Origin of the sequence: Streptomyces dioscori (genome assembly GCF_003024195.1) — a bacterium.
In the GTDB taxonomy this organism is placed as follows: Bacteria; Actinomycetota; Actinomycetes; order Streptomycetales; family Streptomycetaceae; genus Streptomyces; species Streptomyces dioscori.
In genome coordinates this window covers 247,025-268,738 of sequence record NZ_KZ679039.1, presented here as the reverse complement: position 1 = coordinate 268,738, position 21,714 = coordinate 247,025, and the positions used below count along the sequence as shown (strand labels likewise).

Annotated in this window: 17 protein-coding genes; 6 read left to right on the top strand and 11 right to left on the bottom strand. The window is 71.5% G+C overall.

Annotation, left to right across the window (positions count from 1 at the left end):
- Positions 1 to 99: 99 nt before the first annotated feature.
- Positions 100 to 600, bottom strand: coding sequence for an SCO4402 family protein (locus C6Y14_RS05825; protein ID WP_107015415.1), 501 nt, complete (start codon positions 598 to 600; stop codon positions 100 to 102).
- Between the two features lie 117 nt (positions 601 to 717).
- On the opposite strand from C6Y14_RS05825, the gene C6Y14_RS05820 reads away from it, so the two are divergent.
- Positions 718 to 2,034, top strand: coding sequence for an ABC transporter substrate-binding protein (locus C6Y14_RS05820; RefSeq protein ID WP_107015414.1), 1,317 nt, complete (start codon positions 718 to 720; stop codon positions 2,032 to 2,034).
- Positions 2,035 to 2,154: 120 nt separating this feature from the next.
- Here the strand turns inward: C6Y14_RS05820 and C6Y14_RS05815 are convergent, their stop codons facing one another.
- Entirely contained in the window at positions 2,155 to 4,041 is a 1,887-nt protein-coding gene (locus C6Y14_RS05815) for a hypothetical protein (RefSeq protein WP_107015413.1), read from the bottom strand.
- Positions 4,042 to 4,272: 231 nt separating this feature from the next.
- Entirely contained in the window at positions 4,273 to 5,658 is a 1,386-nt protein-coding gene (locus C6Y14_RS05810) for a transcriptional regulator (protein ID WP_107015412.1), read from the bottom strand.
- Between the two features lie 300 nt (positions 5,659 to 5,958).
- Here C6Y14_RS05810 and C6Y14_RS05805 point away from each other — a divergent pair, with 300 nt between their 5' ends.
- From C6Y14_RS05805 to C6Y14_RS05795, 3 genes are all read left to right on the top strand, one after another.
- A complete protein-coding gene (locus C6Y14_RS05805) occupies positions 5,959 to 6,642 on the top strand; it encodes a bifunctional DNA primase/polymerase (RefSeq protein ID WP_107015411.1) in 684 nt (227 codons plus the stop codon).
- A gap of 279 nt (positions 6,643 to 6,921) precedes the next feature.
- Complete coding sequence (locus C6Y14_RS05800; protein WP_107015410.1) at positions 6,922 to 7,692, top strand: ABC transporter ATP-binding protein; 771 nt, start codon at positions 6,922 to 6,924, stop codon at positions 7,690 to 7,692.
- Positions 7,689 to 9,284, top strand: coding sequence for a transporter (locus tag C6Y14_RS05795; RefSeq protein ID WP_107015409.1), 1,596 nt, complete (start codon positions 7,689 to 7,691; stop codon positions 9,282 to 9,284). The genes C6Y14_RS05800 and C6Y14_RS05795 overlap by 4 nt, the downstream gene beginning before the upstream one ends.
- 224 nt (positions 9,285 to 9,508) lie before the next feature.
- Here C6Y14_RS05795 and C6Y14_RS05790 read toward each other — a convergent pair whose 3' ends face one another.
- Together C6Y14_RS05790 and C6Y14_RS05785 are read right to left on the bottom strand one after the other, a co-directional pair.
- Positions 9,509 to 10,402, bottom strand: coding sequence for an alpha/beta fold hydrolase (locus tag C6Y14_RS05790; protein WP_107015408.1), 894 nt, complete (start codon positions 10,400 to 10,402; stop codon positions 9,509 to 9,511).
- Between the two features lie 829 nt (positions 10,403 to 11,231).
- A complete protein-coding gene (locus C6Y14_RS05785; RefSeq protein WP_107015407.1) occupies positions 11,232 to 11,924 on the bottom strand; it encodes a metal-dependent transcriptional regulator in 693 nt (230 codons plus the stop codon).
- A gap of 272 nt (positions 11,925 to 12,196) precedes the next feature.
- Here C6Y14_RS05785 and C6Y14_RS05780 point away from each other — a divergent pair, with 272 nt between their 5' ends.
- Complete coding sequence (locus tag C6Y14_RS05780) at positions 12,197 to 12,955, top strand: SIS domain-containing protein (RefSeq protein WP_107015406.1); 759 nt, start codon at positions 12,197 to 12,199, stop codon at positions 12,953 to 12,955.
- Between the two features lie 138 nt (positions 12,956 to 13,093).
- Here C6Y14_RS05780 and C6Y14_RS05775 read toward each other — a convergent pair whose 3' ends face one another.
- Both C6Y14_RS05775 and C6Y14_RS05770 read right to left on the bottom strand, forming a co-directional pair.
- Positions 13,094 to 14,470: a PAS domain-containing protein gene (locus C6Y14_RS05775; protein WP_107015405.1), complete on the bottom strand. Its 1,377-nt coding sequence runs from the start codon at positions 14,468 to 14,470 to the stop codon at positions 13,094 to 13,096.
- Between the two features lie 645 nt (positions 14,471 to 15,115).
- Complete coding sequence (locus C6Y14_RS05770; RefSeq protein ID WP_107015404.1) at positions 15,116 to 16,216, bottom strand: citrate synthase 2; 1,101 nt, start codon at positions 16,214 to 16,216, stop codon at positions 15,116 to 15,118.
- A gap of 329 nt (positions 16,217 to 16,545) precedes the next feature.
- On the opposite strand from C6Y14_RS05770, the gene pdxH reads away from it, so the two are divergent.
- The gene (gene pdxH / locus C6Y14_RS05765) at positions 16,546 to 17,235 is read left to right on the top strand and encodes a pyridoxamine 5'-phosphate oxidase (protein WP_107015403.1); all 690 of its coding nucleotides are present in this window, start codon (positions 16,546 to 16,548) and stop codon (positions 17,233 to 17,235) included.
- Between the two features lie 158 nt (positions 17,236 to 17,393).
- Here the strand turns inward: pdxH and C6Y14_RS05760 are convergent, their stop codons facing one another.
- The 4 genes from C6Y14_RS05760 to C6Y14_RS05745 all read right to left on the bottom strand — a co-directional run bounded on the left by C6Y14_RS05760 (position 17,394) and on the right by C6Y14_RS05745 (position 21,611).
- Positions 17,394 to 18,008 carry a TetR/AcrR family transcriptional regulator gene (locus tag C6Y14_RS05760; protein ID WP_107015402.1) on the bottom strand — a complete coding sequence of 205 codons (615 nt, stop codon included), beginning with the start codon at positions 18,006 to 18,008 and terminating at the stop codon, positions 17,394 to 17,396.
- A complete protein-coding gene (locus C6Y14_RS05755; protein ID WP_107015401.1) occupies positions 17,996 to 18,739 on the bottom strand; it encodes an enoyl-CoA hydratase family protein in 744 nt (247 codons plus the stop codon). Before C6Y14_RS05755 ends, C6Y14_RS05760 begins: the two co-directional genes overlap by 13 nt.
- Positions 18,736 to 20,301, bottom strand: a complete 1,566-nt coding sequence (locus tag C6Y14_RS05750; RefSeq protein WP_107015820.1) for a 4-coumarate--CoA ligase family protein — start codon at positions 20,299 to 20,301, stop codon at positions 18,736 to 18,738. Before C6Y14_RS05750 ends, C6Y14_RS05755 begins: the two co-directional genes overlap by 4 nt.
- Before the next feature lie 119 nt (positions 20,302 to 20,420).
- Positions 20,421 to 21,611 carry an acyl-CoA dehydrogenase family protein gene (locus C6Y14_RS05745; protein WP_107015400.1) on the bottom strand — a complete coding sequence of 397 codons (1,191 nt, stop codon included), beginning with the start codon at positions 21,609 to 21,611 and terminating at the stop codon, positions 20,421 to 20,423.
- Positions 21,612 to 21,714 lie beyond the last annotated feature (103 nt).

The window sequence follows — 21,714 nt, the reverse complement described above, 5'->3', positions numbered from 1 at the left end:
CCGCGCCCCTGAAAGCGGGGCCGCGCCCCGGCTTTCGCCCCTAAGGGGCGCGGGGAACTGCGCGGGCGACCCCCACCGGCCCGCACGTACGAGGCCCCCTCAAGCGGAGCGGGTCATGATCTGCAATACCTCAAGCGTGCGAGGCGGAACGTCCGGATCCTCCCCGTCGCTCACAGCCATCCGCACATGCGCATCCCGCGCAGCCCGAACCGCATCGGCCCACCCCGCATGTTCGAGATACACGGAGACAGCCGCATCAGGCCCCACCTGATGCATGATCCGCAGCACCCGCAACACCGCGGAGTCGACCAGCGCCGCCTCCTGCGAGTCCCGGAAGATCGTCCCCACATATTTCTCGGCGGACCAGTTGTCCAGCCAGGTGTCCTCGACAAGGCGATAGACGGCGTCGGTCACATCCCCGTACCCGTCGACCCCCGCGAGCCATATCCCCCGCTGGAACTCGGTGTCGGAAAGCATGTGCAGCGCGGAGCGCACATTGCTGCGCCAGCGCCACCACGGCATATCGTTCAGTGGCATGCCGCCCATGGTGGATGAGCGACGCCCGCGACGGGAAGAGTTCTCCGAACCTTGCACGGTCACCGATCGTACGTTCCCGCCGAACCGGCCCACCCCGCACCCCGGTGTTCACCCGGACGTCACCACGCGTTGACCAAGGGTCACACCAGCCGTAGCGGTGTGACGGAATCGTGCGTAACCATGACCGGCCGGCGACGCACCCGCAGCTTCCTCCCCGCCCTGCACCTCCACCCCCGCCTGCGCCTCCCCGTCGCCAGGGCGAGAGTGCTGTCGGCGGGCGCGCTGGCGGTGTGCCTGTCGACGGCCGTCGGCTGCGGTGTCGTCCCCGGTGTCACAGGGGGTTCCGGGGACGACACGATCACGGTCATGACGTGGGCACCGGAGAAGACAAAAACAACCAACAAGCCCGGAATGCCCGCCCTGGCCAAAGCCTACGCGCGCTGGGTCAACTCCCAGGGCGGCATCAACGGCCGCAAGCTCAAGGTCCTCACCTGCAACGACCACAACGACACGGTGTCAGCCGCGAGCTGCGCCCGCCGCGCCGCCGCGGAGAACGTCGTCGCGGTCGTCGGTTCGTACAGCCAGCACGCCCGTTCCTTCCTCGCGCCGCTGGAGGCGGCCGGCATCCCGTACCTCGGCGGATACGGCGTCACGGACGACGAGTTCACGAGCCCGCTCTCGTACCCGGTGAACGGCGGCCAGCCGTCCCTGCTGGTCGGCCTCGGCCAGCAGCTGGCCGAATCCTGCGGCCCGGTCACCCTCGTCCGCCCCGACACGATCGCGGGCGACGAACTGCCCGTGCTCCTGGACTCCGGGCTGACCTCGGGCGGCCACCGGGCCTCCGTCGACCAGCGGGCGGCCGAGGACGCCACGGAGTTCTCGGGACACGCCCAGCGGGCCCTGCAGCGGGTCACGCGGGACCCCGAGGAGGAGGGCTGCGTGATTCCCGCTCTCGGCGACCGCACCGACACCTTCATGGACTCGTTCCGGCGGACCCGCCAGGACTACCCGACGGTACGGACAGCTTCCGTCCTGGGCAGCATCGACCAGTCGATGATCGACGCGACGGGAAGCATGTACGAGGGCTCGTACGTCACCGGCTGGTACCCGGCGTCGAGCGACAAGCGGTGGAGCGCGATGCGCGAGGTCATCAGCAAGGAGGCGTTCGGCGACAACCGGATCGACGCCTCCGATCCCGGCGTGCAGACGACCTGGATCGCGTACACCGCCCTGAAGAAGGCCATCGAGGCGCTGGGCGAGGGCGACGTGACCGCGCGGTCGATCAGGCGCACGCTGGACGACGGACTGAAGGTCGACACCGGCGGGCTCACCCCGACCCTGAACTGGAGCTTCCAGGACCTGATCGCGGCGAGCGGCTTCGCCCGGCTGGTGAACGCGGACGTGACCTTCCAGGTGGTGCGCAAGGGCAAGCTGGTCACGGAACGCAAGGGTTTCGTGAACGTCTCAAAGGTCCTGGAAACAACCCAGACGTCCTGATCATCCTCGCAGATCACAACGGTCCGGCCCCGAACTCAGCCGTCCCGTCAACAAACCGATCCCTCGATCGAACCGAAACCGGAACCGAACAAGCCGAACAAGCCAGACAGGCCAGACAACTCAGAGCTGCCCCGGCTGCCGCTCCGTGAGCCCATAGGTCTGCGCGATGGAGTTCCACAGCTTCGCGGCCTTGGCCTTCTGCGTGGTCGCGGTACCGCTCTCGCGGTTGCCCGCGGCGGTCTGCCCCGTGGACCGGGCCTGGCCCTTGTGGCAGCCCTTCTTGCCCGCGGTCTGGTCCGCCCACGCGGCGTAGTGGGTGTCCGCCGCGGCGGAGGCCTTCCACGCGCTCTTGAGCGCGGCGGTCAGCTGCGCGTGGTTCTCCAGCTTGTCCACGGACAGTTCCGCGAGACGCGTGACCAGCCCGTTGCGCTGCTCGGCGGCGTTGCGCAGATCGGACGCCGCCTGACCGAGGTCGGTGCACTTGCGTACGTTGTCGACGGCCTTGACGACCGAGTCACGGCTGTTGCCGCTGTCCGCCAGGAGCTTGTCCAGGGCCACGGCCTGCTCCTCCTCCGGCCCCGCCGAGGACGAGCCCGAGCCGTCGGTGGCCGGCGCGGTCGCCGCGACCGTCGTGTTCTCGTCGCCCTTGTCCTCCTCGCCCCCGCCCCCGCTGAGCAGGGCGCCCGCGCCGATGCCCAGCACGGCGATGCCCACGCCGACGGCGGCTATGAGGGGAACGCGGGAACGTGAACGGCCACCGCGGCCGTGGTCACCGTCCGCCGCGGCCCGGCGTGCGCCACGCCCGCCGGGGCCCCCGGGCGCACCGGCACCGCCGGCGCCACCGGAGGCGCCGAATCCACCGGGCGTACCGAAACCGGCCGGAGCGCCGAACTCGGGCGAGGCACCGCCCGGTTGTCTGCCCCGCCGCGCCCGCGGCTGGTCGACCGGGGGCAGCTGCTGGGTGGCGCCTCCGCCGTCGGCCCGGAAGAGATTGTCGAACTCGGCGGGCGGCTGCTGCCGCTCCTCCGGACCAGGCATCTGCCCGGGCCCCTGCCCAGGTCCCTGTCCGGGCCCGCCCGGCCGCACCCCGAATCCGGCCGCACCGGGCTGCGAGGGCACCGGCGCCATGAACTGCGTGGGCTGGGCGTCGGGATCGACGGCGGCGGGCAGCGGCCCGGGCGCGTCCGACGGAACCCGCCCGAGGTACTGCGTGGAGTCACCGGAAGCAGTACCCGCTCCCGTAGCCGCACCCGCACCCGCCGCGGGCATCTCCGGAGGCAACGCCCCGGGCCCCACCGGCGGAAGGAACTGCGTGGCGCCCTCGTCCATGGGCGCTGCGGGGACGGGCGGCAGGAACTGGGTCGCGCCCTCGTCCATCGGGGCGGCGGGCGGCAACGCACCCGCTCCGGAGACGTCCGGGTAGCCGTAGCCACCCTGTCCGTGCGAGCCGGAGCCGCCGGGGTGCTGCGTCTGGGAGACGCCGTACCCGTTACCGGTCCGGCCGTCGTACTGCTGCTGTGGTTGCTGCGACTGCTGCTGCTGCGACTGCTGGTGGGGTATCGCGCCGCCGGGCGCCTGCGAGGCGGCCCCCCACTGCCCACCGCCCGAATCCTGCTCCTGCGCCCCGTACGGCCCGGCAGGGGGCTCGGCGTACGGCGAGACCTGCCCGCCACCACCGGACGCGCCCCAGCCCGAGCCGGGCGCACCCTGGCCCCCGGCACCCTGCGGCCCGGCACTCCAGCTGGATATCTGCGTATCCGGCGCCTGAGCGGGCCCACCGGTACCGGCCCCGCCACCCCTACCACCCGTGCCACCCGCACTGCCCCACTCGTCGGCCTGCGGAGCGGACCGCGGACCCCACGGCTGGTCCCAGGCCTGACCGCCCGCCGGGACCGCGCGGTCGCCGGTCTGGCCCGGCAGGAGGGGCTCGCCGCCGTCGGACGGCAGCACGATGCCTTCGCGCGCGGGTCGCGCCGAGGGCTCGTCGCCCTGTCCGTTGTGCGTCACCGGGACTCCTACGAATGGGGGACCTTCGGAATCGTCGGTTCACGCTACCGGGTCCCCAGGAGCCCATGCCACGCAGCACGGGACGTGACAACCGCCACCGGGGACAGTGAAGGACAAACCGCCCCCGGAAAGCTGTTCGGGCCCCCTTTTTGCGCCTCCTCTCCCAACGCGTGCTTCTTTTCTCACACGTTCACGCCGGGCCGCCGGGGGTCGACCCTCGCCCCGGTGACGTCAGGCAGCGGCCTGAAGCTCCATCCGCGCCCCGAACTCCCGGACCACCGGCTCGTCCCGGTACGGCTCCAGGCGCTGCTGGAAGTCGTCCAGGTACTCGGCTCCGCGGTTGGAGCGCAACGTGCCCAGCAGTTCGACCGCGCGCAGACCCGTGTGGCAGGCCTCCTCCACCTCGCGCTGCTGCACCTGCGCGCTGGCGAGGAGCACGTACCCGATCGCGCGCCGCCGGGCCCGCGACTCCGGGTGCCCGTCGAGGGACTCCTGCGCGCGCCGCGCCGCCGCCTCGGCCTGCCCCAGGTCACGGTGACAATGCGCCAGTTCGTCGGCGAGATAGGCCTCGTCGAAGTGCGCGATCCAGCGCGGGTCGTCCCCGGACTCCGGATCGGCCTGCTCCAGCGCCGCCACGGCCCGCCCGGACGCCGACTGCGCCGAACGCGCGTCGCCCAGCAGGGCATGCCCCCGCGCCTCCGCGGCGTGGAACATGGACTCCGCGCGCGGTGTGACCCGCCCGCGCGCCCCCTCCTGCGCCGCCCGCGCCAACTGGGCGATCTCCCGGGGGTTTCCGAGCTGTGCGGCCAGGTGGCTCATGGACGCGGCGAGCACGTACCCGCCGTATCCACGGTCGCCCGCCGCCTGTGCGAGCCGCAGCGCCTGGATGTAGTAGCGCTGCGCGAGGCCCGGCTGCCCGGTGTCGATCGCCATGTAGCCGGCCAGCTCCGTCAACCGCGCGACGGCCGCGAAGAGTTCACGCCCGACCGCTTCCCGGTACGAACCCGCCAGCAGCCCGGAGACGACGCTGTTCAGGTAGTGCACGACGACCGGGCGCACATGCCCGCTGCCGTACTGGTGGTCGAGGTCGACGAGCGCCTGGGTCATCGCGATGACCGCCGACACGTCGGACTGCCCGACCCGTGGCCCGGCCGAGCGCGAGACCTGCGCGTCCGGCGAGGAGATCAGCCAGTCGCGGCTCGGCTCGACGAGCGCGGAGGCCGCGACGGACGAACCGGACAGGAAGTCCCGGCGCCCCACGTCGCTGCGCCACAGCTCGCAGACCTGCTCGATCGCGCCGAGGACCGTCGGCGAGAACTGCAGACCCACGCCTGAGGCGAGGTTCTTGCCGTTCGCCATGCCGATCTCGTCGATCGTGACGGTCCGGCCCAGCTTGCGGCCCAGCGCCTCGGCGATGATCGCCGGCGCCCGGCCGCGCGGCTGCTGTCCGCGCAGCCAGCGCGCCACGGACGTCTTGTCGTAGCGCAGATCGAGACCGTGTTCCGCGCCGCACATGTTGACCCGGCGGGCCAGACCGGCGTTGGAACAGCCCGCTTCCTGAATGAGCGCCTGCAGTCGTTCGTTCGGCTGCCGCGCGACGAGAGGCCTTGCGGCCATTGGCGTACCCCCTGTGGCTGCGGTGCCTGCCCACGCGCACCGAGTTGATGAGCTCTCAGTGACCGGGCCCCTCCGCCCCTGCGAGAGGAACGAAAAGTCCGGCCTCGAAGATCAATGCCCCGCGGACATACCGAAGATGCGAGACATGCGAGGATTGCCGGGTAAAGGCTGCTGCCCGCCCCACACAGGGCTACCCACCACCCGCTGCCGCCTCCCATGCGCGCCCCCACAGATGCATCCATGCGCCCCACGCGTGGGATCGGTGCTCCTCCCCCGCGCGCGCAGGGCCCGTAACCCCTGATGGGTGCGGGAGTTGAGCTCCACGTGGAAGAGACGATCGCAGGCACCGAGACCGCCCAGATCCCGAAACAGCGTGGCGAGTCGCTGCAGGACACAGCCGTGCGCTATGCCGAGGAACGCCACTGGGACGTGTTCCCCGGCACCTGGCTGGAGGCCGTCGAGGGCGTGCAGTGCTGCTCGTGCGGCGATCCCTCGTGCGCGGCGCCCGGCGCGCACCCGGCGCGTGACGACTGGGCGACGGTGGCCACGGGCAGCGCGACGGTCGCGCGCCGACTGTGGGCGAAGCAGCCCATGGCATCGATCCTGCTGCCCACGGGGCGGACGTTCGACGCGATCGACGTGCCCGAGACCGCGGGATTCCTCGCGCTCGCGCGCATGCGGCGGATGGAGCTGACGCTCGGGCCTGTGACGTGTACGCCGGATCGGCGCATGCAGTTCTTCGTGCTTCCCGGGGCCGCGGCGAAGGTGCCCGATCTCGTCCGGAAGCTGGGGTGGCCGCTTGCGTCCCTCGACCTGAACGTGCTGGGGGAGGGCGAGTACGTGGCCGCGCCGCCCACGCGGTTCGGGGCGCGGGGGGCTGTGCAGTGGGCCTGCCGGCCCACGCCTGCGAATCGGTGGCTGCCCGACGCGGAAGAACTGATCTCCCCGCTGTCCTACGCGTGCGGCCGCGACGCCCGTCGGTGACGCCCGCCCCCCGCGGCGGACCGATGGCATCTGACGGCCCGGTGGGGGTTGGCCGCGCAGTTCCCCGCGCCCCTCAAAAGCGGGGCTGCGCCCCAGCTTTTGCCCCTTAAGGGGCGCGGGGAACTGCGCGGCCAACCCCCACCGGGCCCGCACATACCCCCAAGGGGCGCGGGGAACGGCGCAATCTTTTGCCTTCAGGGGCGCGGGGAACTGCGCGGGCAACCCCCACCGGGCCGCACGGACCGACAGCGCGCGTCGGCGACCCGTATCGTGCCCAGCATGACGGTCGCGGTGCGTGTACACGGGCTCTGGAAGCGGTTCGGGGAGCAGATCGCCGTCGCGGGGATCGATCTGGAACTGCCCGCGGGCCAGTTCATCGGCCTCGTCGGCCCCAACGGCGCGGGAAAGACCACCACCCTCTCCATGGTGACCGGCCTGCTCCGCCCGGACCACGGCACCGTGGAGGTCGTAGGACACGACGTGTGGCGCGACCCCACCGAGGTCAAGGCCCGCATCGGCGTACTCCCGGAGGGCCTGCGCCTCTTCGAACGCCTCTCGGGCCGCGAACTCCTCGCCTACACCGGCCGCCTGCGCGGCCTCCCGGGCCAGGAGGTGGACAAGCGCGCCACCCAGCTCCTCGACGTGCTCGACCTCGCCGGGTCCCAGCACAAACTGGTCGTCGACTACTCCACCGGCATGCGCAAGAAGATCGGCCTGGCCGCGGCCCTGCTGCACAACCCCGAAGTGCTGTTCCTCGACGAGCCCTTCGAGGGCGTGGACCCGATCTCCGCCCAGACGATCCGCGGAGTACTGGAGCGCTACACCGCCTCGGGCGCCACCGTCGTCTTCTCCTCCCACGTGATGGAACTCGTCGAGTCCCTCTGCGACTGGGTCGCCGTGATGGCCGCCGGCCGCATCCGCGCCCACGGCCCCCTCGCCGACGTACGCGGCGCCGCCCCCTCCCTCCAGCAGGCCTTCCTGGAACTCGTCGGCGCGAACGGCCGCAGCACCGGTTCCGACCTCGACTGGCTGGGAGGCGGCGCCCGGTGAGCGCCGACTCCGTCACCCCCGTCGTCGTACGCCTGAAGCTGTCCCTCCTGCGCAACGGTCTGCGGCAGTCGTCCGGGCGCAAGGCCGCGTACGTGGCCTCGCTCGTCGTCGTACTCCTCTTCGCCGCGCTCCAGCTCCTCGGCCTGATCGCGCTGCGCGGCCACCCGCACGCACTGAACGTCACGGTGCTGCTGACGGCCGTCCTGGCGCTCGGCTGGGCCGTGATGCCGCTCTTCTTCCCCGGCGGCGACGAGACCCTCGACCCCACCCGTCTGGTGATGCTCCCGCTGCGTCCCCGTCCTCTCGTACGGGCCCTGCTGGCGGCGTCGCTGATCGGCATCGGCCCCCTCTTCACCCTGACCCTGCTCGTCGGCTCGGTGATCGCGACGGCGCACGGGGCGGCGGCGTACGTCACCGGCGTCGTCGCGACCGTTCTCGCGCTCCTGGTCTGTGTGGCCCTCGCGCGGGCCGTCGCGACCGCCAACCTCCGTCTGCTGACCAGCCGCAGGGGCCGTGATCTGGCCGTACTGAGCGGCCTGGTGATCGCGGTGGGCGCCCAGGTCGTCAACTTCGGCGCGCAGCGGCTCGGTTCGTCGGGCCTGGCCACGCTGGACCCGGCGGTGGACGTACTGCGCTGGGTGCCGCCCGCGTCCGCGCTGGGCGCCGTGGACTCCGTCAGCGAGGGCTCGTACGCCGTCGCCCTCGCCCAGCTCGCGCTGAGCGGCTTGGCCCTCGCGGCGCTGCTGAGCTACTGGCAGCGGACCCTCACCCGGCTGATGACCTCGCCGGACGGTTCGACCCTGCAGGCCGCCGAACCCGTACGGGACAAGGCGGGGCGTTCCTCCGGGCTCGGCCGGCTGTTGCCGGCCGGGCGCACGGGCACGGTCATGGAACGCAGCCTGCGATATGTGTGGCGGGATCCGAAGACGAAGGCCGCGTGGGTGACGTCGCTCGCGATCGGCCTGATCGTGCCGGTGTTCAACGCGTTGCAGGGGACCGGCTCGATCTACTTCGCGTGCTTCGCGGCGGGGATGCTCGGCATTCAGATGTACAACCAGTTCGGGCAGGACACGTCCGCGTTCTGGATGGTCGCGATGACGATCTCCTCGACCCGGGACGCGTACGTCGAGCTGCGGGGGCGGGCGCTGGCCCTCCTCCTGATCACCCTCCCGTACACCGCTCTCGTCACCGTCCTGACGACGGCGCTGCTCGGCGACTGGGCCGCTCTGCCCGAGGTGCTCGGCCTGTCCTTCGCGCTGCTGGGCGCGATGCTGGCGACCGGCGCGTGGTCCTCGGCGCGTTTCCCGTACTCGATCCCGCAGGAGGGCTACAAGAACGTCGCTCCCGGGCAGGCGGGGCTGGCCTGGATCTCGATCTTCGGCGGCATGGTCGCGGCGGCGCTGCTGTGCGCGCCCGTCATCGCGCTCACCATCTGGCTGAACGTGTCGTCCACCGGCGAGAACTGGACCTGGCTCCTGCTCCCCCTGGGCACGGCCTACGGCACCCTCCTCACCCTCGCCGGCCTCCACCTGGCAGCCCCCCGCACAGCCCACCACCTCCCAGAAATCCTGACAGCAGTAAGCAAAACCTGACCCCCACTGCAGTCAGGGGCGCCGAGAGTCTCTTAGGCCCACGAGGACCGACGCAATCTTTCGCCCCCACCCCCCAGAGGCCGCGGGGAACGGCGCAGTCTTTCGTCTTCAGGGGCGCGGGGAACGGCGCAATCCTTTAAGGGGCGCGGGGAACGGCGCGACCAGCCCCCACCGGGCCCGCAGCCGGACGACACCCCTCCCCCGGCCCCGCCCTCCCCGGCCCCCTACCGAAGCACCTCGTCCAGGAACGGCTCAACCGCCCCCCGCCAAGCCTCCGGCTGGTCATAGTGGACAAGATGCCCCGCATCCACCACCTCCGCATACCGCCCATCAGGCAGCACCCGAACCATCTCCTGCGACTCGGCCCGCCCCAACTCCCCGTCGAGCCCCCGCACGACCAGCGTGGGGCACCGCACCTGCGCCAGTTCCTCCCAGTGCGCGTCGTACACCCACGTCTCCCGCGACTTGAGCATCTGCTCGGGCTCGAAGACCGGCCGCCACCCGTCCTCGTGCTCGGCCATCACCTCGGCGTAGAACTCACCGCGCGAGGTGTTCGGCCGCTCCACCCAGGGATCGTCCTCGCCGAACCACTTCCGGACGTCCGCGAGCGTGGCGAACGGCACCGGCCAGGCCTTGAACCACTCCTCCCACTCGCGCTGCGAGGCCGCCCCGAGCGCCGAGGCCCGCATGTCGCAGATGACCAGGCCCCGCACCAGGTCGGGCCGTCTGGCGGCGAGCTGCCAGGCCGTCAGGGCCCCCATGGCGTGCCCGATGAGGACGGCCGGGGCGAGGCCCAGCTCCTCCAGAGCGGCCTCCGCGTCCTCGACGTACGCCCCGCGTGTGTACTCCGTCTCCGGCGGCTTGGCGCTCTGTCCGTGGCCCCGCTGGTCGAGCGCCACGGCCCGGTGCCGCTCGGCGAGCCAGCGGGCGGTGGACGCCCAGTGCGAGGCGCGGCCCATGAGCCCGTGGAGTAAGAGCACGCCGGGCGCCTGCTCGCTGCCGCCGCCCCTCGCCGCGCCCGCACCGCCCCTGCCCGGATCGGTCTTGGGAGGGTCGGCGAACTCCCAGGCAGCGAGGCGTATCCCGCTCGCACCGGTCACGTCGATGCGCCGCACCATACGCTGGCACCCCCCTTGATCCGCTCGGCCTGCTCGTCCCGCACGAGCCCGCCGGTTCTCTCGTACCGTTCGCCGTGCCGTTGCTCCTGCTGGTTGTTCCTGCGTAATCAGTGGTCGATCCGTCACCCATACGCTATCGAATGCGTATTCGAAAGTGGGCTTCTCGGCGGTAACACCCCTCCTTCGAGTGACCTCGCTCAAGGATTGACCGCCGCCGCCGAGGGGAGATCTTCAACGGGAGGCGGGCCGCTCGGGGAAAACGGTCCGAAGGGGATGACCCTGGGAGCTCGGGGCTCCGGGTCAGTACAGGGGAGGACAGGCCTCGGCGCCTCAGGGCGCCGAGGCTTTCCTCACGTCCGCGGCACATCCTTGCGCCCCCTCCCCGACCGCGCCTCGGCGCCGCTGCCGTCCCGGTCCAGAGCCCTCAGGTCATATGCCTCTCGCGACAGCCTCGCATGGGAACGGCGCGTTCGCTGCGATTCCGCGCACTGAATCTCTGTTTCTGCGGTAACCCCCAGGTGGGGCAACTGAGGTCCCTGTTATGGGAGTTGACGGCGTGCTGCGGAGCAGCGAGAGGCCGCCGCGAGAGACCCTGGTCAAGGCCGCGCTTCCCGGTACGCGCCGGTGTACGCCGCTGCGCACGACGGCGCCCGGACAGGCGTACGGATCACCGCACGGCCGACGCGGGAAGCGTCTGCGGACGCCCTCGTTCCCCCTGCGGTCCTGTGCGCACAGCGCACGGCACACAGCACACGAGGGGGGCGACACGCAGTAGTTTTCCCCGCTCCTGCTACCTCTTCCTGCTACCTCTTCCTCTTCCTGCTTCTTCCTACCTCTTCGCCACGAACACGTGGGACGCCACGTCCGACTCCAGCTCCGCGGCCTCCCCGCCACTGCCCACGAGCACGCCGCCCGCGGACTCCGTCACGCTCACGACCGAACCGGGCTGTACGCCCGCCCGGCGCAGCGTGTACATCAACTGCGCGTCCGTCTGGATCGGCTCGCCGATGCGGCGTACGACGACCGTCTTGCCGTCGAGCCCCGGGTCGAGGTCGGCCAGCGAGACCATGCCCGCGTCCAGGAAGGGGTCCGCCCCGTCCTTCTCGCCCAGCTCCTCCAGGCCCGGGATCGGGTTGCCGTACGGCGACTCGGTCGGGTGGCGCAGCAGTTCGAGCACGCGGCGCTCGACCGCCTCGCTCATCACGTGCTCCCAGCGGCAGGCCTCCGCGTGCACCTGCTCCCACTCCAGACCGATCACGTCGACGAGCAGGCACTCGGCGAGGCGGTGCTTGCGCATCACGCGCGTGGCCAGCCGGCGGCCCTCCTCCGTGAGCTCCAGGTGGCGGTCGCTCGCGACAGCCACGAGACCGTCGCGCTCCATGCGCGCCACGGTCTGGCTGACGGTCGGCCCGCTCTGGTCGAGCCGCTCGGCGATCCGGGCGCGCATGGGGACCACACCTTCCTCCTCCAGCTCAAGGATGGTGCGGAGATACATCTCCGTGGTGTCGATCAGTCCGGACATACGTGCCCCTCGATTAGCTCTGCCGGAGGCTGGGTGGCTCACCGGCGTGTGCGCTGGCCCTGGCATCAATTCTGACGCATCCCACTGACAACCGTGCCGCGCCGTGGGAACCACGTGGTGACGAGTGCCTGCGCGATGCGGCCGGGCCCGGCACCCGGCCGGGTTGGAGAGGGACCCTCGTCACCCAGTGTCGCCCCTGTGGAGCGTATTGACACAGCAGTGGTCCAGACCGCAACGTGATCCGCGACACGACAGCGGAAGGGGCTTCGCCGATGAGCGACAGCAAGCTGGCCGGGCAGTTCTTCGACGCCGCGATCGGCCTGCTGCAGCGGGTACGGGACGAGGAGGCCGCGTCGATCGAGGCGGCCGGGACGTTGATCGCCGACACGGTCGCCGACGGCGGCCGGCTGTTCGCCTTCGGCGCCGGGCACTCGTCACTGGCCGCGCAGGACCTCGTCTACCGGGCGGGCAGTCTCGCGCTGATGAACCTCCTGTCCGTGCCGGGCGCGGTCGGCGTCGACGTCATGCCGGCGACGCTGGGCTCCGCGCTGGAGCGGGTCGACGGGCTCGCGAGCGCGGTCCTCGGCGCCAGCCCGGCCCGTTCCGGGGACCTCCTGGTGGTCATCTCGCTCTCCGGGCGCAACGCGCTGCCCGTCGAGATGGCGATGAGCGCCCGCGCGCTGGGGCTCAGGGTCATCGGGGTCACGTCGGTCGTGTACGCGTCCGAGACGGCGTCCCGGCATGCGTCGGGGACGTATCTGAAGGACCACTGCGACGTCGTCCTCGACTCGAAGATCGCGATCGGGGACGCGGAGCTCAGCCTCGACACCATCCCGGCGCCGTTCGCTTCCGCGTCCACCGTCGTGACCTCGGCGCTCCTCCAGTCCGTCATGGCGACGGCGGCGGGTGTCCTCGCGGACCGCGGGCTCGAACCTCCGCTTCTGCGGTCGGGGAACGTGGACGGCGGGCTGGAGTGGAACGACCGGGTGTTCGAGGAGTACGGGGACCGGATCTTCTACTGGCAGCGTTAGCCTGCCGGCCGGAGCGCCGTGAATGCGGGGCTCCGCCCCGGCACCGGGCACGTTGTCGTGTGCGGGTCGCCCGTGGCTGGTCGCGCCGTTCCCCGCGCCCCTGAAACGACGGGGCTGGGGGCACAGCCCCCAGGGGGGTCACGGAAGGGTTGCCGCCAAGTCCAGGGCCGCCGCGATGCGGACGGCGACATCCTCCGCGTACGTCGCGTCGAACCGTTCGAACTGCGTGCGGCTGGCACCCCGCAGGAACGTGACGACGCCCAGCGTCCGCCCCCGGCTGCGCAGCACGACGCACAGGGCGTGCACCGAGTCGGCGGGCCACTGCCGGGCCACGGCCCAGTCGCGCATGCGGTCGGGCTCGGCCGACCCCGCACTGGCGCGTACGGAACCGATCCGCTCGACGCACTGCAGCGCCGGATGCCCGTCGGAGTAGCGCACGGGCAGCCCGGCCCGGCCCGCGGGCAGGCTGGGCCCCGGCGCTCCGGAGGGCGTCGCGGGTCCTCGTACGAGCCGGACCGGACCCTCGCCGTCCGCCACCGAACCGCCGGCCACCCGGTCGATCAGCGCGTGGTCGGCGAACCCGGCCAGCGCGAAGTCGAGATGGACGGACGCAGCCTCCGCGGGGTCCTCGCACTCGGCGGCGGCCCGCGCGGCCCGGTGCAGCTGATTCGTCCGGAAGCGCAGCAGCGCCGCTTCCTGCTCGGTCTGCTTGCTCTCGGTCACGTCCTGGAAGAGCCAGCCCACCCCGAGCGGAACCGGTTCCTCCGTGAGCGGTGAGGCGAGCCGCAGGAAACCGCTGCGCCAGCAACGGCGCTGCTCCCCCTCCGCGGTCCGCAGCGTCACCCACATCTCGGCGGGCGCCGGCGGCGCGCCCTCCGCGAGAACGTGCGTGAGCGCGCTCTCCAGCTCCTCCACGCCCTGCGCGATCAACTCGCCCAGGGGGCGGCCCAGTACGGCCGTACGCCCCGTGCCGAGTGCCCGCGCGGCGTGTCCGTTGACCACGGCGGGCCGCAGATCGGCGTCGACGAGGACGACCCCCCAGGAGGCGTCGTCGAACAGGGCCTCGCTCAGGGCGATCGACCGCTCCAGATCGATCTGCGCGTGCACCTCGCTGAAGGCGCAGTACACCCCGGCCGGCTTCCCGTCGGGCCCCGGCACGGCGGCCGACTGGGTCCGGACGAGCACCCGGCCGCCCTCCTTGGTGAGCAGCGCGAACTCGTGGACCTGCCGCCCCGGGGCCTGCATCGCGGACAGCAGCCGGTTCTCGATCTCCTCGGCGTCCGCGGGCCGCACGGCCCAGCCGGCGAACCCGTGCCGGCCGACCGCCTCGGCCGCGGTCCAGCCGAGGATCCGCTCGGCCTCCCGGTTCCAGTGCGTCACCACTCCGTCGGCGTCGAACGCGCACAGCGCCGCGTCCATCCCGTCGAGCAGAGCGGCCAGCAGATCGGCCCCGTCCCGCTCCGGCTCGTCCGGCCCGAGCTCGTCCGTGGTCCCACTACGCCGCGAAGCACTCACCTGGCACCCCCTGCAGGCCGTGTCGGCGTGTCCTGCGCGGTGTGCCCGCGCGTCTGTTCACTCACTACGAATCACTCACTAGGAATCATTCAACTCGAACGTGACGCAGCCCACATCTGGTTCCCGCAAGATTGCGGAAATCGTTGTGCGCGGGCACTTCACCCCCGGTCGGCCGGATCTCCGTCGTCCCGGCCCCCTCCACAAGATCGCTTCCCTCGTCGACGCCGTCAACGCGTAGGAGCCCCGGAAAATCGCCGTCCCCGAAAATCACTTGAGCGAAGCCGCGACGCTTCTTAGTGTGTGTCGCACGCCGAAAGGAGGTGATCGGGTACATGTCTGAAACCCGGACCAGCGAGGTGGCTGCGGGCTAGCGGCCCGTCACCACACACAGTGCGGTGCCGGACCAGCGCGTGAGACGAGCGTGCAGCCGGCCCAATCTCAGCAGTCACCCGACCCGCGTGCTCGCCGGTGAGTCCGGCCGGCCCCCTCCTCGGAGGGGACCCGAGCACGCGGGTCGTCTGCGTTCCCGGGGCGACGCCCGCCGAACCGGAGCCGGCCGTACGTGCCCCGCGTGTCACACATAGGGCGACGCTCCCCATGGCCTCATGGAAAGCGCCGCCCTATGTGCCGAGCACCCATACGAAATCAGTGGGCGATGTCTCCGTAGCCCTCGATCTCGGCCGGGTTGCGGGTGCCGGGTCCGATGTAGCGCGCGGAGGGCCGTACGAGGCGGCCGGTGCGCTTCTGCTCCAGGATGTGCGCGGACCAGCCGGCGGTACGGGCGCACGTGAACATCGAGGTGAACATGTGGGCCGGCACCTCGGCGAAGTCCAGGACGATGGCGGCCCAGAACTCGACGTTCGTCGCCAGGACGCGGTCCGGGCGGCGGGCGTGCAGTTCGGCGAGGGCGGCCTTCTCCAGGGCCTCGGCGATCTCGAAGCGGGGCGCTCCCAGTTCCCGGGCGGTGCGGCGCAGCACGCGCGCGCGGGGGTCCTCGGCGCGGTACACCCGGTGGCCGAAGCCCATCAGGCGCTCGCCCTTGTCGAGGGCCTGCTTGACGAACGCGTCGGCGTCGCCCGTGCGTTCGATCTCCTCGATCATGCCGAGGACGCGCGAGGGGGCACCGCCGTGCAGCGGGCCCGACATGGCGCCGACGGCCCCGGAGAGGGCCGCCGAGACGTCCGCGCCGGTGGAGGCGATGACGCGGGCGGTGAACGTGGACGCGTTCATGCCGTGCTCGGCGGCGCTGGTCCAGTAGGCGTCGACCGCCGCCACGTGCTTGGGGTCGGGCTCGCCGCGCCAGCGGATCATGAAGCGTTCGACGACGGACTGCGCCTTGTCGATCTCGCGCTGCGGGACCATCGGCAGGCCCTGTCCGCGGGCGGACTGGGCGACGTACGACAGGGCCATGACGGCGGCGCGGGCGAGGTCCGCGCGCGCCTGCTTCTCGTCGATGTCGAGGAGCGGTTTGAGGCCCCACACGGGGGCGAGCATGGCGAGCGCGGACTGGACGTCCACGCGGATGTCACCGGAGTGGACGGGGATGGGGAACGGCTCGGCGGGCGGCAGGCCGGGGTTGAACGCTCCGTCCACGAGCAGCCCCCAGACGTTGCCGAAGGAGACGTGGCCGACCAGATCCTCGATGTCGACGCCCCGGTACCGCAGGGCGCCGCCCTCCTTATCCGGTTCGGCGATCTCCGTCTCGAAAGCGACGACTCCCTCAAGTCCGGGTACGAAGTCGGACATCAGGCGGCTCCTCATGATGTGTGCGACAGACGATGTGTGGGATGTGCGCTGTGCGGGGTGTGCGCTGTGCGGGGTGAGCTGTGCGTGGGGTGGGTGGTGCGGTGTGGTGGTGCGGTGTCCTTGGTGGGTGCGAGCGTGCGGTTCCGCGGTCGCCTCGTGGACTCGCGGTCCGTACGTCACTCCGGTCATGCCCCGTGCGGTCGGCGGTCACCCAACCTCTTGGCAGCAGGACGATATCCCTTGGTGTCACCTTTGGGGAGAGTACGCGGCACTCAGTGCCAGTCAGTGATGAAGCCCACGCCCGGCGGCGAGTACGGCAGGATGACCGGGTGACCGACAGTGACCCCCTTCTCGGCCCCTCGCTCGACCCCGCGTCGATGCGCAAGCAGTACCGGGCCGCGGGACTCGACGAGACCGAGCTGGCCGACCACCCCATGGAGCAGTTCGCGCGCTGGTTCGTACAGGCCGCGGCGCACGGGGAGGCGCAGGGCGGGGTGTACGAACCGAACGCGATGGTCGTGTCCACGGCGGACGCCGAGGGGCGGCCCAGTTCCCGCACGGTGCTGCTGAAGCAGTACGACGAGCGGGGCTTCGTCTTCTTCACGAACTACGAGTCCCGCAAGGCGCGCGAGCTGGGCGGGAATCCGAACGTGTCGTTGCTCTTCCCGTGGCATCCGGTGGCGCGGCAGGTCGTCGTCACGGGGACCGCGCGGCGTACGGGGCGGGACGAGACGGCTGCGTATTTTCGTACGCGGCCTCATGGGTCGCAGCTGGGGGCCTGGGCCAGTGCGCAGTCTTCTGTGGTCGGTTCGCGGGACGAGCTCGATGCGTCGTACGCGGGGTTGGCCGCGCGCTATCCCGAGGGGGAGCAGGTGCCTGTGCCGCCGCACTGGGGTGGGTTCCGGGTTTCGCCCCGGGCGGTCGAGTTCTGGCAGGGGCGGGAGAATCGGTTGCACGACCGGTTGCGGTACGTGGCTGTGCCCGACGGGCAGTGGCGGGTCGAGAGGCTCAGTCCCTGAGGGGGGTTCCCTCCGACCCCCTCGCGGTAGGGGGTGCCGCCTGGGCATCGAGTGCGTCTGATCCGCCGTCGTGGCCGGTCGCGCAGTTCCCCGCGCCCCTTCAGGGCGAAAAGACTGCGCCGTTCCCCGCGCCCCCTTTTTTTTGGGGGGGGGACGGCTCAGCCCAGTGCGTTGTCCAGGATTGCTGCCCATTGGGTGACCACCCTTGCGCGGCGGGCTGTGTCGTCCGTGAGGAGGTTGGCCAGGCCCAGGCCTCGGGACATGTCCAGGAAGCCCTGGACTGTTTCGCGTGCGCCGGGGCGGGTCTCGTCGGCGTTCAGGAGGTCCACGGCGATGCGGTGGGTCTCGCGGCCGACGCGGCCCTCCAGCTCGGTGACGCGGGTGCGCAGCTGGTCCTCGTTCGACGCGGCTACCCACAGGTGGAGGGCGGCGCGGAACAGGGGGCCCGTGTAGAGGTCGACCAGGGCGGCGACGACGGCACGGCGGTCCGTGGCGCCCTCGGGGAAGAGGGCGCGCAGCGCGGTGGAGCGTTCCTCGGCGACGTACTCGACGGCCGCCGTGAAGAGGTCCTCGCGGGTCGGGAAGTGGTGCTGGGCGGCGCCTCGCGACACCCCGGCGCGTTCGGCGACGACGGAGACAGTGGAGCCCGCCCAGCCGCGTTCGGCCAGGCAGGCGACCGCGGCTTCGAGGAGGCGTTGCCGGGTGGCGCGGCTGCGGTCCTGTTTGGGGACGCGCTCCACCGGCGCCTGTGCCGCGCCGTTCACCACACCCATGAGGGATCCCGTCGTTCGAGGAAGGCCGTCATTCCCTCGCGGGCCTGCGCGGAGGAGAACAGCCGGGCCGAGAGCGCGGTCAGGTCGGCCGCGTCCCGGTCGAAGGTGTCCAGCACCTTAGCCGTGAGCAGCCGCTTCGTCTCGGCCAGCCCCTGGGGGGAGGCGCGGCGCAGTCCGTCGAGCACCGGCGCGAGTACGTCTTCCACGTCCTCCCCCGCCGCTCCCGCCACGGTGACGAGGCCGATGCGGGCGGCCTCGGCCGCGTCGAACTTCTCACCGGTGAGGTAGTAGCGGGCCACCGCGCGCGGGTCGAGGCGCGGCAGGAGGGGCAGCGAGATCACGGCGGGGGCGACCCCGATGCGTACCTCCGTGAAGGCGAACGTGGCCTCCTGGGAGGCCGCCGCGAGGTCGCAGGCGCCGAGCAGTCCGAGGCCGCCCGCGCGGACGTGTCCGGTGACGCGGGCGACGACGGGCTTGGGCAGTTCGACGATCTGCCGCAGCAGGGCGACGAGCGTGTCGGGGTGCGGCGGGTCGTTCAGGTCCGCGCCGGCGCTGAAGGTGTTGCCGGTGTGGGTGAGGACGACGGCGCGTACGTCACCGTCCTTGCCGGTTTCCGTGAGCGCGTCCGCCAGGTCCCCCACCAGCCGGGCGGAGAGGGCGTTGCGCCGTTCGGGCGCGTCGAGCGCGAGGGTGGTGATCCCACGCTCGTACGACCGCAGCACCGTGGTCATGCGCGCTCCCGCAGTTCTCGTCGGAGGATCTTCCCCGAGGCTGCCCTGGGCACCGCGTCGAGGAACGTCACGTGCCGGACCTTCTTGTACGGGGCGACGCGCTCGGCGACGTACTCCATGACGTCGTTCTCGGTGAGGTCGGGCGTGGCCGGCTGGCGTACGACGTACGCGTGCGGCCGCTCGTTGTTGTCGGTGTCGTAGACGCCGATCACGGCCGCGTCGGCGATGCCGGGGTGGGTCAGCAGGAGGGCTTCGAGTTCGGCGGGGGCCACCTGGAAGCCCTTGTACTTGATGAGTTCCTTGACCCGGTCGACGACGTACAGCCAGCCGTTCGCGTCGACGTGGCCGACGTCCCCGGTGGAGAGCCAGCCGTCGTCGTCGATCATCGCGGCCGTCTCGACGGGGCGCCCCAGGTACCCCTTCATCACCTGGGGACCGCGGATGACGATCTCGCCGCGTTCACCGGCGCCGAGGTCCTTTCCGGGGTCGTCCAGGGAGACGATGCGCATCTCCGTGCCGGCGATGAGTTTGCCGACGCTTCCTGGGGGCGCGTTCGTCTCCTCCAGAGGGACTACGTGGGTGCCGGGCGAGAGTTCCGTCATGCCGTACGCCTGGCCGACCGGCGGCAGGCCGAGCCGGCGCGCGCACGCTTCGGCGAGTTCGGCGTCCAGGGGCGCCGCCGCGCTGATGACGTACTTCAGGGACGACAGGTCGTATCCCTCGACGGCCGGGTGCTTGGCGAGGGCGAGGACGATCGGCGGCGCCACATAGAGGCCGGTGATGCGGTGTTTCTCGATGGCCGCGAGGAACGTGTCGAGGTCGAAGCGCGGCAGCACGACGACGGTGGCGCCCTGCCTGAGGGGCGCGTTCATGAGGGCGGTGAGCCCGTAGATGTGGAAGAACGGCAGCACGGCGAGGATGCGGTCGCCGGGGCCCATCGGCATGGTGGGCGTCAGCTGCGCGAGGTTGGTGGCGATGTTCCGGTGGGTGAGCATCACACCCTTGGGGGTGCCGGTCGTCCCTGAGGAGTACGGGAGGGCCGCCACGTCCGTCACCGGGTCGATGTCGATCCGCGGCTCGGGGGCGGTGGAGCCCAGCATGTCGAGCAGCGAGCGGTGCCCCTCGGCCTGGTCGCAGACGAGGATCTCCCGTATGCCGCCCGCGAGTTCGGCCGCCGCGCGGGCCGTCTCCAGGAGTGGCGACACCGTGACGATCCACCGGGCGGCGCAGTCCCGCAGCTGTTTCGCGAACTCCTCGGGCGTGGCGAGGGGGTGCACGGTGGTGACCGACGCCCCCGCGCGCGTGGCGGCGTAGAACGCCGTGGGGAAGGCCACGGTGTTGGGGCTGTGCAGGGCCAGTACGTCGCCCTTGCGGACGCCCAGTTCGGCGAGCGCGGCGGCGATCCGGCGGTGGAACGTGTCGAGTTGGGCGTAGGTGAGGGTCATGCCGTTCACGCCGTCGATCAGCGCGGGTGCGTCGCCCCGGGAGGCGGCGCTGCCCAGCACCGCCTCGTGGATGGGTTCTTCTACGGCGGGAACGTCTTCGTACTCGCTGCGGAACACCATGGCGGGCCCTTTCCAGGAGCCGGAAGTTGCACGGAAGCCGGAGGCTGTACGGACGATGGAGGCTGTACGGACGATGGGAGCTGTACGGACGATGGGGGCCGTACGGGAGATGGTGCCTAATAGGACTTGGGCAGGCCCAGGGTCTGGTGCGAGACGTAGTTGAGGATCATCTCGCGGCTGACGGGTGCGATCCGGGCCACCCGGGACGCGGTGATGAGCGACGCGAGGCCGAACTCGCCGGTCAGGCCGTTGCCGCCGAGCGTGTGCACGGACTGGTCGACGGCCTTCACGCACGCTTCCGCCGCCGCGTACTTGGCCATGTTGGCGGCCTCCCCGGCACCGACGTCGTCCCCGGAGTCGTACAGGAGGGCGGCCTTCTGCATCATCAGACGGGCGAGTTCGAGGTCGATGTGGGCCTGTGCGAGGGGATGCGCAATGGCCTGGTGCGCGCCGATGGGCTCGCGCCAGACGGTGCGTTCGCGGGCGTAGACGAGGGCCTTGGAGAGCGCGTAACGGCCCATGCCGATCGCGAAGGCGGCGGTCATGATGCGTTCGGGGTTGAGGCCCGCGAAGAGCTGCAGCAGGCCCGCGTCCTCGTCGCCGACGAGCGCGTCCGCGGGCAGCCGTACGTCGTCCAGGGTCAGCTCGAACTGCTTCTCCGCGCCGTGCAGTTCCATGTCGATCTGCCGCCGCCCGAAGCCGGGGGCGTCGCGCGGGACGATGAACAGGCAGGGCTTGAGCTTGCCGGTGCGGGCGTCCGCCGTGCGGCCGACGACGAGGGTGGCGTCGGCGATGTCGACGCCCGAGATGAACACCTTGCGGCCGGACAGGATCCAGTCGGCCTGGCCCTCCGCCTGTCCCGCCGGGCCGTCGGTCGCGCGGCGGGCGGTGGTCGTGATGCGGTGGCTGTTGGAGCCGGCGTCGGGTTCGGTGATGCCGAAGGCCATGGTGCGGGTGCCGTCGGCGAGGGCCGGGAGCCACTCCTGTTTCTGCTCTTCGGTACCGAAGCGGGCGATCACCGTGCCGCAGATGGCCGGTGAGACCACCATCATGAGGAGGGGGCAGCCCGCGGCGCCGAGTTCTTCGAGGACGATGGAGAGTTCGGCTATGCCGCCGCCTCCGCCGCCGTACTCCTCCGGAAGGTTGACGCCGAGGTAGCCGAGCTTGGCGGCTTCCGCCCACAGCTCGGTGGGGTGTGCTTTTTCCGCGATGACCTTGGCGAGGTATGCGCGACCGTAGCGGTTGCCGAGGGCGGACACCGCTGCGCGGAGGGCTTTGTGTTCGTCTGTTTCGAGGACCGATGCCATGGGAGCTCCTCAGGGGGCTGGTGTCGGGTGGAGGGTGCGGGTGCGTCGTGGCTGGTCGCGCAGTTCCCCGCGCCCCTGAAAGACAAGGACAAAGGCAAAGGAT

Coding starts and splice junctions, on each gene's coding strand:
- C6Y14_RS05820 (WP_107015414.1), top strand. CDS start 718: ATGACCGGCCGGCGACGCACCCGCAGCTTCCTCCCCGCCCTGCACCTC.
- C6Y14_RS05810 (WP_107015412.1), bottom strand. CDS start 5,658: ATGGCCGCAAGGCCTCTCGTCGCGCGGCAGCCGAACGAACGACTGCAG.
- C6Y14_RS05805 (WP_107015411.1), top strand. CDS start 5,959: ATGGGTGCGGGAGTTGAGCTCCACGTGGAAGAGACGATCGCAGGCACC.
- C6Y14_RS05800 (WP_107015410.1), top strand. CDS start 6,922: ATGACGGTCGCGGTGCGTGTACACGGGCTCTGGAAGCGGTTCGGGGAG.
- C6Y14_RS05790 (WP_107015408.1), bottom strand. CDS start 10,402: ATGGTGCGGCGCATCGACGTGACCGGTGCGAGCGGGATACGCCTCGCT.
- C6Y14_RS05785 (WP_107015407.1), bottom strand. CDS start 11,924: ATGTCCGGACTGATCGACACCACGGAGATGTATCTCCGCACCATCCTT.
- C6Y14_RS05780 (WP_107015406.1), top strand. CDS start 12,197: ATGAGCGACAGCAAGCTGGCCGGGCAGTTCTTCGACGCCGCGATCGGC.
- C6Y14_RS05770 (WP_107015404.1), bottom strand. CDS start 16,216: ATGTCCGACTTCGTACCCGGACTTGAGGGAGTCGTCGCTTTCGAGACG.
- C6Y14_RS05760 (WP_107015402.1), bottom strand. CDS start 18,008: ATGGGTGTGGTGAACGGCGCGGCACAGGCGCCGGTGGAGCGCGTCCCC.
- C6Y14_RS05755 (WP_107015401.1), bottom strand. CDS start 18,739: ATGACCACGGTGCTGCGGTCGTACGAGCGTGGGATCACCACCCTCGCG.
- C6Y14_RS05745 (WP_107015400.1), bottom strand. CDS start 21,611: ATGGCATCGGTCCTCGAAACAGACGAACACAAAGCCCTCCGCGCAGCG.